The 15,886-nt window shown below is 67.7% G+C and carries 17 protein-coding genes; all 17 read right to left on the bottom strand.

Annotated elements, in window-relative coordinates:
* Positions 1 to 18: 18 nt before the first annotated feature.
* Complete coding sequence (gene der, locus ACP7AR_RS01930; RefSeq protein WP_426182037.1) at positions 19 to 1,542, bottom strand: ribosome biogenesis GTPase Der; 1,524 nt, start codon at positions 1,540 to 1,542, stop codon at positions 19 to 21.
* A complete protein-coding gene (gene cmk, locus ACP7AR_RS01925) occupies positions 1,532 to 2,209 on the bottom strand; it encodes a (d)CMP kinase (protein WP_426182035.1) in 678 nt (225 codons plus the stop codon). The genes der and cmk overlap by 11 nt, the downstream gene beginning before the upstream one ends.
* Complete coding sequence (locus ACP7AR_RS01920) at positions 2,202 to 3,326, bottom strand: prephenate dehydrogenase (RefSeq protein ID WP_426182032.1); 1,125 nt, start codon at positions 3,324 to 3,326, stop codon at positions 2,202 to 2,204. Before ACP7AR_RS01920 ends, cmk begins: the two co-directional genes overlap by 8 nt.
* Positions 3,323 to 4,135, bottom strand: a complete 813-nt coding sequence (locus ACP7AR_RS01915) for a pseudouridine synthase (protein WP_426182030.1) — start codon at positions 4,133 to 4,135, stop codon at positions 3,323 to 3,325. The genes ACP7AR_RS01920 and ACP7AR_RS01915 overlap by 4 nt, the downstream gene beginning before the upstream one ends.
* The gene (gene scpB / locus ACP7AR_RS01910; RefSeq protein ID WP_426182028.1) at positions 4,132 to 4,734 is read right to left on the bottom strand and encodes an SMC-Scp complex subunit ScpB; all 603 of its coding nucleotides are present in this window, start codon (positions 4,732 to 4,734) and stop codon (positions 4,132 to 4,134) included. Before scpB ends, ACP7AR_RS01915 begins: the two co-directional genes overlap by 4 nt.
* Positions 4,724 to 5,548 (bottom strand): segregation and condensation protein A, encoded by an 825-nt coding sequence (locus tag ACP7AR_RS01905; RefSeq protein ID WP_426182026.1) that lies wholly within the window; start codon positions 5,546 to 5,548, stop codon positions 4,724 to 4,726. The genes scpB and ACP7AR_RS01905 overlap by 11 nt, the downstream gene beginning before the upstream one ends.
* Positions 5,532 to 6,365 carry a ParA family protein gene (locus ACP7AR_RS01900; protein ID WP_426187579.1) on the bottom strand — a complete coding sequence of 278 codons (834 nt, stop codon included), beginning with the start codon at positions 6,363 to 6,365 and terminating at the stop codon, positions 5,532 to 5,534. The genes ACP7AR_RS01905 and ACP7AR_RS01900 overlap by 17 nt, the downstream gene beginning before the upstream one ends.
* Before the next feature lie 150 nt (positions 6,366 to 6,515).
* Positions 6,516 to 7,418 (bottom strand): site-specific tyrosine recombinase XerD, encoded by a 903-nt coding sequence (gene xerD / locus ACP7AR_RS01895; RefSeq protein WP_426182023.1) that lies wholly within the window; start codon positions 7,416 to 7,418, stop codon positions 6,516 to 6,518.
* Between the two features lie 2 nt (positions 7,419 to 7,420).
* The gene (locus ACP7AR_RS01890; protein WP_426182021.1) at positions 7,421 to 8,023 is read right to left on the bottom strand and encodes an NUDIX domain-containing protein; all 603 of its coding nucleotides are present in this window, start codon (positions 8,021 to 8,023) and stop codon (positions 7,421 to 7,423) included.
* Positions 8,016 to 9,713 (bottom strand): CTP synthase, encoded by a 1,698-nt coding sequence (locus ACP7AR_RS01885; RefSeq protein ID WP_426182019.1) that lies wholly within the window; start codon positions 9,711 to 9,713, stop codon positions 8,016 to 8,018. Before ACP7AR_RS01885 ends, ACP7AR_RS01890 begins: the two co-directional genes overlap by 8 nt.
* 26 nt (positions 9,714 to 9,739) lie before the next feature.
* Positions 9,740 to 11,422 (bottom strand): DNA repair protein RecN, encoded by a 1,683-nt coding sequence (recN, locus tag ACP7AR_RS01880; RefSeq protein WP_426187577.1) that lies wholly within the window; start codon positions 11,420 to 11,422, stop codon positions 9,740 to 9,742.
* Positions 11,419 to 12,342, bottom strand: a complete 924-nt coding sequence (locus tag ACP7AR_RS01875) for an NAD kinase (protein ID WP_426182016.1) — start codon at positions 12,340 to 12,342, stop codon at positions 11,419 to 11,421. The genes recN and ACP7AR_RS01875 overlap by 4 nt, the downstream gene beginning before the upstream one ends.
* Positions 12,339 to 13,136 carry a TlyA family RNA methyltransferase gene (locus ACP7AR_RS01870; RefSeq protein ID WP_426182013.1) on the bottom strand — a complete coding sequence of 266 codons (798 nt, stop codon included), beginning with the start codon at positions 13,134 to 13,136 and terminating at the stop codon, positions 12,339 to 12,341. The genes ACP7AR_RS01875 and ACP7AR_RS01870 overlap by 4 nt, the downstream gene beginning before the upstream one ends.
* Positions 13,133 to 13,315, bottom strand: a complete 183-nt coding sequence (locus ACP7AR_RS01865; RefSeq protein ID WP_426182010.1) for a hypothetical protein — start codon at positions 13,313 to 13,315, stop codon at positions 13,133 to 13,135. The genes ACP7AR_RS01870 and ACP7AR_RS01865 overlap by 4 nt, the downstream gene beginning before the upstream one ends.
* A gap of 57 nt (positions 13,316 to 13,372) precedes the next feature.
* Positions 13,373 to 14,404, bottom strand: coding sequence for an HAD-IIA family hydrolase (locus ACP7AR_RS01860; protein ID WP_426182008.1), 1,032 nt, complete (start codon positions 14,402 to 14,404; stop codon positions 13,373 to 13,375).
* Positions 14,405 to 15,187 (bottom strand): hypothetical protein, encoded by a 783-nt coding sequence (locus ACP7AR_RS01855; protein ID WP_426182005.1) that lies wholly within the window; start codon positions 15,185 to 15,187, stop codon positions 14,405 to 14,407.
* Positions 15,133 to 15,828: a hypothetical protein gene (locus ACP7AR_RS01850; RefSeq protein WP_426182003.1), complete on the bottom strand. Its 696-nt coding sequence runs from the start codon at positions 15,826 to 15,828 to the stop codon at positions 15,133 to 15,135. The genes ACP7AR_RS01855 and ACP7AR_RS01850 overlap by 55 nt, the downstream gene beginning before the upstream one ends.
* Positions 15,829 to 15,886 lie beyond the last annotated feature (58 nt).

Here is a 15,886-nt window from a genome sequence, read left to right as displayed (position 1 = left end):
TCCACCCCTGCTTCACGACTAGCGCTGGCGCTTCTCGCGCACGCGCATGTTGATCACGATCGGCGTGCCGTCGAATTCGTACAGTTCGCGCAGACGGCGCTGGATGAAGCGGCGGTAGCCGGGGTCCAGGAAGCCGGTCGTGAACAGCACGAACGTCGGCGGACGCGTCGACGCCTGCGTGCCGAACAGGATGCGCGGCTGCTTGCCACCACGCAGCGGGTGCGGGTGCTCGGCGACGAGTTCGGAGATGAAGGCGTTGAACTTGCCGGTCGGGATACGACGATCCCAGTTCTCCAGCGCCGTCTCGAGAGCAGGCACCAGCTTGTCGAAGTGGCGACCGGTCTTCGCCGAGATGTTCACGCGTGGAGCCCATGCGACGTGAGCGAGATCCTGCTCGATCTCGCGCTCGAGGTAGCGGCGGCGATCCTGGTTCTCCAGGTCGATATCGGTGAGGCGATCCCACTTGTTGAACGCCAGCACGAGCGCACGGCCCGACTCCAGCACGAGGTCGATGATGCGCACATCCTGCTCGCTGATCGTCTCCGAGACGTCGAGCACGACCACAGCGACCTCTGCGCGCTCGAGCGCAGCGGAAGTACGCAGCGAGGCGTAGAAGTCCGCACCCTGCGACAGGTGCACACGGCGACGGATGCCGGCGGTGTCGACGAGGCGCCACAGCTTGCCGCCGAGTTCGACGACCGTATCGACCGGGTCACGAGTGGTTCCGGCCAGCTCGTTCACGACCACGCGCTCTTCGCCGGCGGCCTTGTTCAGCAGCGAGGACTTGCCGACGTTGGGGCGACCGAGGATCGCGACCCGGCGAGGACCGCCGATCTCGTACTTCGCAACCGACGAGATCGACGGCAGCTTCTCGAGCACGGCATCCAGCAGGTCTGCGACGCCGCGCCCGTGCACGGCCGACGTCGGGTACGGCTCGCCGAGGCCGAGGCTCCACAGCGCAGCGACCTCCGGCTCCTGCCTGGCGTCGTCGATCTTGTTGGCGACGAGGAACACCGTCTTGCCGCTCTTGCGCAGCAGCTTCACGACGTGCTCGTCGGTGGAGGTGGCCCCCACCATCGCGTCGACGACGAACAGCACGAGGTCGGACAGATCGATCGCGACCTCTGCCTGCGCCGCGACGGAACGGTCGATGCCCTTGGCATCGGGCTCCCAGCCGCCGGTGTCGACCAGCGAGAAGCGCCGGTCGTTCCACTCGGCCTTGTACGTCACGCGGTCGCGGGTGACGCCCGGAGTGTCTTCCACGACGGCTTCGCGTCGACCGAGGATGCGGTTCACCAGTGCGGACTTGCCCACGTTCGGACGTCCGACGATCGCGACGACAGGGAGCGCCGGAAGGAACTCGATCCCGCCCTCGCCCTGCGTGATGCCGGCGAGGAGCGCGGCATCATCCTCATCGAGGTCGTAGTCGGCGAGACCGGCGCGCAGAGCCTCAGCGCGCTGTTCGGCGAGTTGCTCGTCGAGCTCGTCCATCTTCTCGGCGAGGCGGTCGGGACCGCCCTCGTATTCTTCTTCAGCGGCCATGTTCCGCTCCTTGCTTTCGTTCGATCACCGAGAGTACGGCGTCGATGGTCTGGGGGAAATCGAGGTGCGTCGAATCGACGACCTCCACACCTTCTGCGGCGTTGAGGAAGTCGACGACAGCGCTGTCCGAGGCGTCGCGCTTGTGCAGCGCTTCGGCCACGACAGCGGCGTTCTCTCCGGCGAGTTCGCCGGCGCGTCTGGCCGCCCGCACCTCGGGGGCGGCGGTGAGAAGGATGCGTACCGGTGCATCGGGGGCGACCACCGTGGTGATGTCGCGCCCTTCCACGACGACGGCCGGGTACGAGGCCTCCGCCACCAGTGACCGGAAGAAGATGTTCACCTGTGCGCGCACTGCGGGCACGCGGGCGACACCGCTGACGGCGGCGGACACCCGCGGTTCGCGGATCGCCGAAGTGATGTCGATGTCTCCGACGGCGACGGTGCGGTCGTCGGGGTCGAGACCGAGACGAAGATCGAAATCGGATGCCGCGGCGAGCACCGCGTCGGCGTCATCTGTCTCGGCGCCGCGGTCGAGCACGTGCCAGGCGAGGGCGCGGTAGGCGGCTCCGGTGTCGAGGTATCCGTAGCCGCGCGAGCGCGCCACAGCCTTTGAGACGCTGGACTTGCCAGAGCCCGCGGGGCCGTCGATCGCGATGAAATCACTCATTGGTCGCTCCTGCAATCCGCCATCCGCGCTCCTGCAGTCCGTCGATCGCGCCGCGCAGCGCGGCAGGGGCCACACTGATCTCGGCGAGGCCGAACTGCGCGCCCGGCGAATGCTCCAGGCGCAGGTCTTCCACGTTCACTCCGAGCTCGCCGAGCTCGCCGAACAGCCGGCCGAGTTGCCCGGCGGTGTCGTCGACCATGACGACGAGCTGCTCGAACCTGCGGTTCTGCCCGTGCTTTCCTGGCAGCCGCTCCACGCCGTCGTTGCCCTGGCGGATCGCCTCGGCGACCGCGCGCCTGGCTCCCGGCTCGGCCGGGGCGCGAAGCGCATCCGACACCTGGCGCAGATCATCAGCGAGTGCGTCGAGGATCTCCACGACCGGCTGCGCATTGGCCCCGAGGATCTGCACCCACAGTTCTGGAGCGGATGCGGCGATGCGCGTCGTGTCGCGCACTCCCTGGCCCGCGAGGCGGAGAGCACCCTCGTCTGCGGTTGCGAATCGTCCTGCGAGAAGACTCGCGACGACCTGCGGCACGTGCGAGGTGAGAGCCACCGAGCTGTCGTGCTCCTCTGGCGTCATCTCGAGCGGCATCGCGCCGACGTCGAGGGCCAGCGCCTCCACAAGGGCGAGGTCAGCAGCTTGCGTCTCCTCATCACGGCAGACGACCCATGGCCGCCCGATGAACAGATCGGCACGTGCGGAGATGGCTCCCCCGCGCTCTCGTCCGGCGAGCGGGTGAGAACCGATGTAGCGCGTGATGTCGACGCCGCGTTCCTTCAGAGCCCGGAACGGCTCGAGTTTGACGCTCGCGACGTCGGTGACGACGGCATCCGGAAAACGATCCAGCTCGGTTTCGATGACGTCGGCGGTGACGTCCGGTGGCACGGAGACGACGATGAGTGCCGGAGCGTCGTCGTCTCGCGAGGCGCGGCCAGCGCCGTAATCGACGGCGAGGCGCAGCTGAGCAGGCGAGGTGTCAGCCAATACGACGTCGACGCCCTTGGCGCGGAGGGCGAGCCCGATGCTTGCGCCGAGCAGGCCAGCGCCGACGATGCGGACCGTCCCCGAGAGCCGCGGCGCGATGCCGCTGCCGTTGGTTCTGGCCGTATCGCTCACTCGGTCTCCTGGACGTCTCCCGGCGTGGCGTCCGCAGGGGAATCATGGCGCGCGAGAGTCAACAGCGCACCACGTTCGATTTTACTCAGTTCTCGCGTCTTCCCCGCCGGGAGCGTTCCCAGGTGAAGTGGGCCGAACTGGCGGCGGACGAGTTCGGTCACCGGGTGTCCGACCGCGGCCATCATCCGGCGCACGATCCTGTTGCGTCCGGAGTGCAGCGTGAGCTCGACCAGGCTCGATTCCGATCCGCCCTTCGAGACGTCGAGCAGACGGGCCTTGTCGGCCTTGATGAAGCCGTCGTCGAGGTCGAACCCCTTCGTCAGCTTCGCGATCGTCTGTGCGGTGACGACACCTTCGACCTTGGCGATGTACACCTTGGTGACGCCGAACGACGGATGCGCGAGCACGTGCGCGAGTGCGCCGTCGTTGGTCAGGATCAGCAGACCACTGGTCTCGGCATCCAGACGGCCGACGTTGTACAGCCGCTCTTCCCAGTCCTCCGTGAACCGGCGAAGATCCGGACGGCCGTTCTCGTCCTTCATGGTGCTGACGACGCCGGTGGGCTTGTTCAGCATGACGTAGCGCTTGGAGACGTCGAGTTGGATCGCCGTGCCGTCGACGTCGACCAGGTCGGTCTCCGGGTCGATTCGGCGGCCGAGTTCTTCCACGACGACACCGTTGACACGGATGCGCCCCTCCACGATGTACTGCTCGACCACGCGGCGGGACGCGACACCGGCCGCAGCGAGTACCTTCTGCAGCCGAACGCCTTCTGGAGCCGCGTCAGGGGTGGGTGTGGAATCGTTCATCGGATGGTTCCTTCGTCGAATCCGTCAGCCCCGTCATCGAGCAGCGGCGAGATCGGGGGCAGTTCGTCCAGCGAGTTGATGCCCAGGTTCTGCAGCAGCGCGTCGGTGGTGCCGTAGTTGATGGCGCCGGTCTCGGAGTCGGCGAACAGTTCGGTGATGAGCCCACGGGCGAGCAGCGTGCGGACGACCGAGTCGACGTTGACCGCGCGTATCGATGCCACCTGGCTTCGGGTGACGGGCTGCTTGTAGGCGATCACCGCGAGGGTCTCGAGCGCCGCCTGCGAAAGGCGTGCCGGTGCCTGTCCGCCGACGAACTCCGCCACCAGCGCGTCATGATCGTCCCGAACGTACAGTCGCCATCCGCCGCCGACCTCGCGCAGCTCGAACCCGCGCCGAGGGCCGTGCCCGTTGCCGTCGTAGTCGGCGACGAGCGTCTCGATCGCCTGCCGGACTGCGGGCACCGGGGCGCCGACGGCCGCAGCCAGTGCGACGAGGCCAAGCGGCTCATCGATGATCAGGAGGATGGCCTCGAGCTTCTCGGTCAACGGCGCGTCGATCACGGTGTCGACGGGCGTGTCGACTGGCGTCTCATCGGTCATAGTCGGCCCCCAGGCTCGCAAGTGTCTCGTCCGACCAGGAGTCGGCGGCCCAGCGCAGCGTCAGCTCGCCGAGCGGTTCCAGTTGTTCGAAGGACAGCGCCGCGTGGCGGTAGAGCTCGAGCACGGAGATGAACCGCGCGACGACGATGCCCGGCTCTGTCGTCCCGGCGACGAGTTCGCGGAAGCTGAGCGATTCCGCATTGCGCAACAGGGTCACCACGATCGCGGCCTGCTCGCGGATGCTGACCAGCGGGGCATGCAGGTGATCGAGCCCGACGTTGGGGATCTCCTTGGGCGCGAACGCGAGCAGTGCGATGGCTGCGAAGTCGTCGGCGCTGAGCGTCCACACCAGCTCCGGCGTCCGTGCACGATGCTTCTCATCGAGACGCACGGCACGAACGTGTCGGCGGTCTTCACGCTGCAGGCAGCGGGCGAACCAGACCGACACCTCTTTGAACGCGCGGTACTGCAGCAGCCGAGCGAACAGAAGGTCACGTGCCTCGAGCAGCGCGACCGCCTCCGCATCGACCAGCTCACCCTGGGGCAGGAGCCCTGCGACCTTCATGTCGAGCAGGGTCGCCGCGACGACGAGGAACTCTGATGCCTGATCGAGTTCACGATCATCACCGTCGATCTCTTTCAGATACGCGATGAACTCATTCGTGACGGCACTCAGCGACACCTCGGTGATGTCCATCTCATGCTTGGAGATGAGATTCAGCAGAAGGTCGAACGGGCCGTCGAAATTCGTCAGTGAGACGCGGAACCCAGAATCGGACTCAGCAGGCTCGATCGGTTCACGCGACGGCGCCACGGGCGACCAGCTCCCGCGCCAGTCGCAGGTACGCCTGTGCGGCGGCATGCTCCGGCGCGAACTCGGTGATGGGCACCCCTGACACCGATGCGTCGGGGAACTTCACAGTGCGTCCGATCACGGTCTCCAGCACATCGTCACCGAAGGCCTCCACGACCCGCTCCAGCACCTCACGCGAGTGCAGCGTCCGTGCGTCGTACATCGTCGCGAGGAGTCCGTCGAGCTTGATGTCGGGGTTGAGGCGGTCGCGCACCTTCTCGATCGTCTCGATGAGCAGCGCCACGCCGCGCAGAGCGAAGAACTCGCACTCCAGTGGGATGAGCACGCCGTGGCTCGCGGTCAGCGCGTTGACCGTGAGCAGGCCGAGCGAAGGCTGGCAGTCGATCAGGATGACGTCGTACTCCCCCGCGACCTGTCGCAGCACACGCGCCAGGATCGTCTCACGAGCGACCTCGTTGACCAGGTGCACCTCAGCGGCCGACAGGTCGATGTTCGCGGGCAGGACGTCGAGACCCTCCACGCCGCTGGGCACGATGACCTCGTGCACGTCGCGCTTCGTGTCTAGCAGCAGATCGTAGATCGTCGGCACGTCGTGGGTCTGGATGCCGAGACCTGCCGAAAGGGCGCCCTGCGGGTCGAAGTCGACTGCGAGCACCTTTCGGCCGTACTCGGCGAACGCGGCGGCCAGGTTGATGGACGTGGTCGTCTTACCGACGCCGCCCTTCTGGTTGCACAGCGCGATGATGCGTGCCGGGCCGTGCGAGTCGAGCGGGGCAGGCGTGGGGAAGCCGTGATACGGCCGCCCAGTGGGTCCCATCGGGGTGTCGCCGACGTTCGACGTCTTGCCCTTGGACTTCGCCACTTTCTGAGCCACCGATTCTCCTGCTTCCGTAGTGCTTGCTCGATTGTAGCGATTTACGCATGGATACGCGGGGTGCGGCCTCGGCGATCCCGCGGAATGGCGCCGTCAGCGCGCTCGCGGATGCGAGGTCGCGTAGATGTCGCGGAGCGTGTCGACCGACACGTGCGTGTAGATCTGCGTCGTCGCGACCGACGCATGCCCCAGCAACTCCTGCACCACTCTCACATCGGCACCGCCCTGCAGCAGATGGGTGGCGAACGAGTGGCGCAGAGTGTGCGGCGACACCTCGGAGGTGATGTGCGCGGCGCCGGCTGCGGCGCGAATGACCAGCCAGGCGCTCTGCCGCGACAACGGCGCGCCTCGCGCGCCGAGGAAGAGCCGCGCCGACGCCCTTCCTTTCGCCGCGAGGTCAGGCCTCACGCGAGTGAGGTACGCGTCGACGGCATCCCGCGCGAAGGATCCGATCGGCACGATGCGCTCCTTGGACCCTTTCCCACGCAGGCGCAGCACGTCGCCGTGCGCGAGGTCGTCGACGTCCAGGCCCACGGCCTCGGAGACGCGCGCTCCCGTCGCGTAGAGCAGCTCCAGCAGCGCGCGGTCGCGGATGCCGATGGGCTCCTCCGCGGATGGCGCGGCCAGCAGCCGCTCGACCTGATCGATCGTGAGCGCCTTGGGCAGACGCTGCGACATCTTGGGCGGTCGCAGCCGTCCGGTCGGATCCTCCGACTCGATCCCCTCGCGCACCAGAAAACGGTGCAGACCCCGCACGGACGACTGCAGGCGTGCGAGACTCGTCGCCGCAGGCGGCGGCACGATGCTCGAACGGTCGGAGATGAACCGGCTGATGATGGCGCCCGTCACCGCGGTCGTGTCGTCGACGCCGGCCTCCGTCAGCCACTCCAGATACACGCCGAGGTCGCGGCGATACGCCCCGACGGTGTGCTCGGAGAGGCCGCGCTCGATCGTGACGTGCCTGAGATAGGCATCGATCGCACGATCCAGCCGCACGTTCAGCCCCGCAATCTCCGCTCGGCTGCGAGCACGCCGAGCGAGAGGATGCCGTTGCGCAGCCTTCCCTCGAGCACGGCATCCACGGCGTCGGAGAGCGGAACCCACTCCACCCGGATGTCGGCTTCCTCGTCTTCGCGGGCATACGCGGCAGGCGCCGTCTGGATCCCGGTGGCGAGGTAGATGCGGATCATCTCGTTGTTGCCGCCCGGAGTCGTCCAGGTCGACACGAGCAACTGCCACTCCTGGGCGACGAGGTCGGCCTCCTCCGCCAGTTCGCGCTGCGCAGCGACAAGAGGGTCCTCCCCCTCGATGTCGAGCAGCCCGGCGGGGAGCTCCCAGTCACGGTGACGGATCGGATGCCGGTACTGCTGGATCAGGAGCACCCGACCGGCGTCATCGAGAGCGAGCACGGCGACAGCTCCGGTGTGATCCACGTACTCCCGGATGATCTCGCCGTCACCGTAGGCGACGCGGTCGGAGCGCACGTCCCACACCCAGCCCTTGTAGACGACGTCGCTGCTCACGACCTCGGGCTCGAACGGCTCGTCTCGCAGTGCGTGCGCGTCGACGGGCTCAGTGTGCGAGCGGAGCGGCTCAGTCATCGGCTGAGACGTCGAACAGCTCGCTGGAGCGGTGTCGCTCGATCGCTGCGCCGATCAGACCGCGGAACAGCGGGTGCGGTGCGGTCGGGCGCGAGCGCAGCTCGGGGTGCGCCTGCGTGGCGATGTAGTACGGGTGCACGTCGCGCGGCAGCTCGACGTATTCGACGAGGTCGAGGTCGGGGTTGAGGCCCGAGAACACGAGACCGGCGTCGGACAGGCGGCCGCGGTAGGCGTTGTTGACCTCGTAGCGGTGACGGTGCCGCTCGGATGCCTGGGCTGTGCCGTACAGTTCACGAGCCAGCGTGCCCTCGCCGAGCTCGGCCTCATAGAGGCCGAGGCGCATGGTGCCACCGAGGTCACCGCCGTCGAGGATCTCGACCTGCTCGGCCATCGTCGCGATGACCGGCTCGGAGGTCTCGGGATCGAACTCGCTCGAGGAGGCCCCGGCGATGCCGGCGACGTTGCGGCCGTACTCGATGACCATGCACTGCAGACCCAGGCACAGGCCGAGCGTCGGGATGCCTTGTTCGCGAGCGAACTTCAGCGCCCCGAGCTTGCCTTCGATGCCGCGGATGCCGAACCCACCGGGCACGCAGATGCCGTCGACGTCCGACAGTGCCTTGGCCGCGCCCTCTGGGGTCTCGCACGAGTCGGACGGGATCCAGCGGATGCTGACGTGAGCCTCGTGCGCGAAGCCACCGGCCCGCAGTGCTTCGGTGACCGAGAGGTACGCGTCAGGCAGGTCGATGTACTTGCCGACCAGGCCGATCGTGACTTCGTGCTTCGGGTTGTGCACGGCCTGCAGGACCTTCTGCCAGCGCGTCCAGTCGACCTCTGGCGCTGCCTTGGAATCCAGTCCGAGGCGGCGGACGATGTAGGAGTCGAGGCCCTGGTCGTTCAGTGTCGAGGGGATGTCGTAGATGCTGGGCAGGTCGACGGTGTTGATGACGCCTTCGACGTCGACGTCGCACATCAGCGCGATCTTGTTGCGGTTGCTCTCGCTGACGGGGCGATCGCTGCGCAGCACCAATGCGTCCGGCTGGATACCGACCTGGCGGAGCGCCGCGACGGAGTGCTGCGTCGGCTTGGTCTTCTGCTCACCCGAGGCACCCATGAACGGCACGAGCGAGACATGCACGAAGAACACGCTGTCGCGGCCGAGCTCATGGCGCAGCTGACGCGCGGCCTCGAGGAACGGCTGCGACTCGATGTCACCGACAGTGCCGCCGACCTCGGTGATGATGACGTCCGGCTTCGGAGTCTCATCCGCCTGCAGGCGCATGCGGCGCTTGATCTCGTCGGTGATGTGCGGGATGACCTGCACGGTGTCGCCGAGGTACTCGCCGCGGCGCTCCCGCGCGATCACCTGCGAGTAGATCTGGCCGGTGGTGACGTTGGCCGCCTGCGACAGGTTGATGTCGAGGAAACGCTCGTAGTGCCCGATGTCGAGGTCGGTCTCCGCACCGTCGTCGGTGACGAACACCTCACCGTGCTGGAACGGGTTCATGGTGCCGGGGTCGACGTTCAGGTAGGGGTCGAGTTTCTGCATCACGACGCGGACTCCGCGGGCGGTGAGCAGGTTTCCCAGGCTGGCGGCCGTGAGGCCCTTACCCAAAGACGAAACGACACCACCGGTCACAAAGATGTGCTTGGTCGTGTCGTTCTTGGGCCCCGCGTCAGAAGAGTTCATCACGGGCTTCGATCCTAACAGTTCGCTCAGACCGCAAGGCTGAGAAGTTCTCGGGCGTGGGTGATCGCGGCATCCGAATCGGTCAGTCCCGACAGCAGCCGCGCCATCTCCGCTTCTCGGTCCTCCCCCTCCAGACGCCGCACGCTGGACGCGGTGACCGCGCCATCGTTGGCTTTCACGACGGAAAGATGGTTGGACGCGAAGGCTGCGACCTGCGCGAGGTGCGTCACCGCGATGACTTGCGACGTCTCTGCAAGCCGGGCGAGTCGCCGACCCACTTCGATCGCCGCAGCACCGCCGATGCCGGCATCCACCTCGTCGAAGACGAACGTCGGAACCGGGTCGGTGCCCGCGATCACGACCTCGATCGCGAGCATCACTCGCGAGAGTTCTCCGCCGGACGCGCTCTTCGCGACAGATCGTGGTTCTGCGCCGGGGTGCGGTGCCAGCAGGATGGCGACGTCGTCGCGCCCATGCGTGCTCTCGCTGCCCTCACGGACCGCGACCTCGAGTCGAGCGTCCGGCATGGCGAGAGCGTGCAGCTCGTCAGTCACGGCGGCGCCGAGGCGCCCCGCAGCCTCCGTGCGCGCGGAGGTCAGCGACGTCGCGGCGTCGTCGAGCGCTGCGCGTGCGGCGTCTCTCTCGGTCTGCAACCGCTCGAGGCGATCGTCGTCGTCGTCGAGCTCGGCGAGCCGTGCAGAGCCGGTCTGCCACACCTCGAGCGCATCATCCAATGACCCGTGCGCACGGATCAACGTCGTGAGCGCCGCCCGTCGCTCCTCGACCGCGGCGAGCTCGTGCGGCCCTGTCTCGTCCAGGTCGGCGAGGTATGCGGAGAGCTGACCAGCAATATCCGCGATGCGATACCCGAGGTCGGCGATCGATTCGGAGATCTCGGTGAGCGCCGGATCTGTCGCGCGCTCCAGGTTCCGTCGTGCCTCTGCGATGAGTGCGGATGCGTCGGCTTCGCCCTCCTCGCTCGAGAGGGCGTTGTGCGCGAGGGACGCCGCGATCCTGAGTTCCTCGGCATTGGAGAGGCGCTCGGACCGCTCGGCGAGAGCCATGTCCTCACCCGGTTCCGGTGCGGTCGCCTCGATCAAGGCGAGCGCTTCGCGCAATCGCTGAGCCTCCTCGGCCCTGCGGTCACGATTGTCGGCGATCTCGACGATCTCGGCATCCAGTTCGCGCCAGCGTGCGAATGCGGCCCCGTAGGTCGCGAGAGCGTCCGCGATCGGCGCGCCTCCGAAGCGATCCAGCGCGTCGCGCTGAGCGGCTGTCGACCGAAGACGCAGTTGTTCGGACTGCCCGTGCACGACGACGAGTTCATCGGCGAGGGCGGAGAGCACTCCAGCCGGCGCCGCCCGTCCGCCGACGCTTGCACGGCTGCGTCCTTCAGCGGTGAGAGTGCGTGACACATAAAGTTCGCCGTGGCCGTCGTCGAGCGGCTCGAGGTCGCCTCCGGCATCCGTGACGATGTCGGCCACAACGCCGTGCTCAGGGACGACCCAGACACCGGCGACCGACGCCTGCGGCGACCCTGCACGCACGGCACCTGAGTCCGCGCGCTGACCGAGCAGCAGGCCGAGACCTGTGACGACCATGGTCTTGCCTGCGCCCGTCTCTCCGGTGATCGCGGTGAATCCTGGGCCGAGCGGCAGGACGGCATCGGCGATGACGCCGAGCCCTTGCATGCGCATCTCCTCGATCACGCCGACGCGCCCCCGTCCTGTCCGCGCCATCCGGCGACGGGGAGCTGGAACTTGCGCACCAGCCGATCGGTGAACGCTGTCGGATGCAGACGGGCGAGGCGCACCGGGCGGGATGAGCGGCGGGCGACCACGCGCGCGCCGGGCGGAAGCTCGTGCGAACGTCGGCCGTCGCACCAGAGGATGCCTGTGCCCGCCGTGCGTTCGAGCATCTCGATCGCCACCGAGGCATCGGGGCTGACGACGAGAGACCGGGCGAACAGGGCGTGCGCGGAGAGCGGGATCACCGTGATGGCCTCGACGCTCGGCCAGATCACCGGTCCTCCAGCGGAGAAGTTGTATGCGGTCGAGCCCGTGGGGGTCGAGATGACCATGCCGTCGCAGCCATAGCTCGACAGCGGACGGCCGTCGATCTCGACGACGACCTCGATCATCCGCTCCCGACTCGCCTTCTCGACGGTCGCCTCGTTGAGAGCCCACGTCTCGAAGACGACCTTGCCCTCAGCGTCTTTGACCCGCACAGCGAGCGCCAGTCGCTCTTCGACCGCGTAGTCGCGCGCGATGACGCGCTGCACGGCATCGTCCATCGCGTCGCGTTCGATCTCGGCGAGGAATCCGACATGCCCCATGTTGATGCCGAGCACCGGTGCGCTGTTGGCGCCACGGACGAGTTCGGCCGCGCGCAGGATCGTGCCATCACCGCCCAACACGATCGCGAGCTCCAGATCGTCGACGCCGACGTCTTCGCCCAGTGCGACGACCTCACCGAAGTCGGTGTCGACGGCGGAGAGCTCGGCGCGGTCGTCTGGAGCGAGCACCGGGCGTGCACCTGCGCTGCGAAGCAACTCGATGACGCGACGAGCGGCGGCGACTGTGTCGGACCGCCCGGCATGGGCGACGACCAGGATGTTTCGCTCGTTCATCGTCCTCCAGCCAGTTCGTCGATCCGGTCTCTCCATTGTGTCGGATTGCTCCCCCGGCCGGGCGCCATGTGAACGACGAATTCCGCATTCCCGTGCGTGCCGAGGATCGGCGAAGCGATGATCCCGAGCATGCCGAATCCGGCGTCCCACCCGTTCCAGATCACCCGGGCGACGGCATCCGCTCGAGTGGCGGGGTCGGTCACCAATCCGCCGCGCACGGCAGTGCGTCCGACCTCGAACTGCGGTTTCACGAGCAGGACGATATCGGAATCGGATGCTGCGACAGCAGCGACTGCCGGCATGACCAGCTCAAGGGAGATGAACGACAGATCGCCGACGATCAGCTCGGGAGCATCCGTCTCTCCGGTCGCCTCGGCGAGACCGTCACGCGTCATATGGCGCACATTGAAGCCTTCGACGCTCACGACGGCCGGGTCTGCTGCGATGGATGCCGCGAGTTGATCGTGTCCGACGTCCACCGCGAGAACCTTGCGCGCCCCACGTTCGCGGAGCACCTGGGTGAACCCGCCGGTGGAGGCGCCCATGTCGAGCGCGAGCCGCCCGTCGACGACGACTTCGAACGCTTCGAGTGCGGCGACCAGTTTTTGCGCACCGCGACTCACGTAGTGATCGGTCTCGGCGAGCGTGATCACGGCCTCATCGCTCACCGAGGTGGAGGCTTTGATGATCTGGCGGCCGTCGACGCTCACGACACCCGCTGCGATGAGTGTGGCTGCGTGCGAGCGCGAACGTGCGAGTCCGCGGGCAGCGAGGGCGGCGTCGAGGCGCGTCACCGGTCTCCCGACGGCATCTTGTCGCGGGCGTCGAGCTTGGTGCCGCTCTCGAGGCGGCGGAAGAGTTCGTCGTGCAGAGTCGAATATGCGTCGGCACGGTCGGCCAGCGGCTGCCCTTCGATCAGGCGCAACCGGCTCCACAGCCCGTCGGTCGGCGTTGCAGTCGTCTCATCGCTCACGCCTCCACTCTACGGCGCGGTCCTGACGTGCCAGGTGAGGCACGGCGGATGCGCGACTCATGGACGATGGAACGGGTCCTCATAGAGCTTCTCGGGCACACGCAGCACGAAGATGGGCGTACCGGACTCCCAGATCGCGGTCGCACCGGCGCGCACCAGGTCGATCTGCCGTGAGCCCTCGGCGAGGATCTCGACGTCTCCCCCGACCACTCGCACGGATGCGCCGTTCACGGTGACGACGCCGTCCTTGCGCTCGGTCTGCGGGTATGGCTCGTGCAGCTCGCGAAGGTCGCCGAGGATGTACGTGGGTCTGGATCCCTCCGGCGCCGCCAGCACATGCTTGGGCCGATCGATTCCGGTGAGCACCAGTACGGAGTCGATGCCCACGCGCACGGCGCCCATGATGTCGGTGTCGAGGCGGTCACCGATGAACAGCGTCTTGGTGGCGCCGAAGCGCGCGATCGCCTCTTCGAAGATCGGCACCTCCGGCTTGCCGGCCACGGTGGCCAGGCGGCCCACAGCGGTGTGCACGGCCGAGACGAGAGTGCCATTGCCCGGAGCGATGCCGCGTTCGCGTGGGATCGTCCAGTCGCTGTTGGTGGCGATCCACGGGATGCCGCCCTCTTCCTCCGGCACCTTCAGCGCGAACGCGGCCTCCGCCAGGTCGGTCCACGCGACCTCGGGAGCAAAGCCCTGCACGACAGCATCCGGCGCGTCTTCTGCGCTGCGGGTGACGGTGTAACCGGCCTTCTCGGCCTCCACGACGAGCCCCTCACCGCCGACGATGAGCAGCGTGGCTGGGGCGGGGACCATGGACGCGAGCAAGCGCATCGCCGCCTGTGGGCTCGTGACGACCTCGCGTGCCTGCACCGTCAATCCGAGAGACGTCAGGTGCTCTGCTACGGATGCGTCGGTGCGGGACGCATTGTTCGTGATGTAGCCGACACGTCGAGTACTGGCGACCAGGTTGAGACTCTGCACGGCGTGCGGCAAGGCCCCTGGGCCGGCGTACACGACGCCGTCAAGATCAGCGAGAACGACGTCGACGCCATCGAGCGGAGTCGGGCGCGACCGGGAGAAAAGCCCCACTCAGGACTCCTCTTCCGTCGCCTCGACAGACGTGTTCGGCTCTTCGACGGTCTTCGCCGGCTCGTCGATCTTGCTGGTCGGCTCATCGATCTTGCGCGTCGGCTCGTCGGGCAGTTCGCCTTCGATCAGGCCGTCTTCGACGAAGATCTCATCCTCGTCATCGCCGCCCATTCCGAGCGCGTCGGCGGCGACATCGGCGCGCTCGGCCCAGAAGGCGGCTTCGTCGTCACGACCGAGGTCTTCCAGGACGGCCGCGTGAGCGGCGAACAGCGCGGGGCTCCACTCGAAAGCACGATCAGGGTCCAGCTCGGGGATCTGCAGTTCCCCGAGAGCGAGCTCGGTCTCGCCGAGGTCGAGTCGTGCGCCAGACATGGCGATGGCGAGGGCGACGCGCACCGGCGTCGGGAGCTTAGAACGATCCGCTGCGCGGCCGGTCTCGAGAGCACGGTCCGGGCGCCCGATGCCACGCTCGCTGTCGACCATGAGGGCGATCTGATCGTCCTTGCCGGAGATGCGGCGGTATGTGCGCAACTCGCGCAGGGCGAGTGCGAAGTCACCGGTCGCATAGGCGGTGATGCCGAGCGACTCGCGCACGATGGCGATGCGGCCCGCTCGACGGGATGCGGAGAGGGCATGCTGGTGGGCGAGGGCGGGGTCCTCATCGATCAGGCGCGCGGCCATGGCAAGATGCCGGGCGACCTGCTCGGCGTTCTCCTTGCTCAGTGTCTTCAGCTCGTTGCGAGCCGAGGCGTGCAGATCGTTGGGCGTGACATCCTCAGGCACGATCGGATCGTCGTGACGCGGACGGTCGTCGGACCGGCGGTCAGGACGCTCGCGGTCGCTGCCACCGCGCTGCGGGAACCCGCGCCCGCCGGAGCTGCGATCGTCGCGGCGAGGAGAGCTGTCACGACCCTGATAGCCGCCTTCACGCTTCTGGTATCCGCCGCCTGGCCGGTCACCGTCGCGGCGTGGTGCAGCCCCGTCACGTCGAGGGGCCGCGCCATCACGCTTGACGTAGCCGCCATCGCGTCGCGGAGCGCCTCCACCGTCACGGCGAGGCGCGCCGTCGCGGCCCTGGTAGCCACCCTCGCGGCGGGGCGGGGCGCCATCGCGACGCGGCGGCGCGCCGTCTCGCTTCTGATAGCCACCCTCACGCTTCTGCGGACCACCTTCGCGACGAGGTGCTCCATCGCGACTCTGGTAACCGCCATCGCGACGCGGCGTGGCGCCATCGCGACGTGGCGCGCCGGAACCCTCACGACGCGGAGCGCCTGAGCCTTCACGGCGCGGTGCTCCCTCGCCATCACGACGCGGAGCGCCCCTGCTGCCGGACGAAGACGAGCGATCAGTGCGCGGAGGACGGCCCTGACGATCGTTGCGTCGGGCGGAATCGTCTTCGCGTCGTGGTCGACGCTCGTCCTCATTGGGCATGATCTGATTCTCTCAACTTCCTGTACAACGCAAAATGGCCACCCTGCGTTG

It is taken from the genome of Microbacterium sp. TWP3-1-2b2, assembly GCF_049896145.1.
In the GTDB taxonomy this organism is placed as follows: Bacteria; Actinomycetota; Actinomycetes; order Actinomycetales; family Microbacteriaceae; genus Microbacterium.
This window is presented reverse-complemented; position numbering and strand designations above follow the sequence as displayed.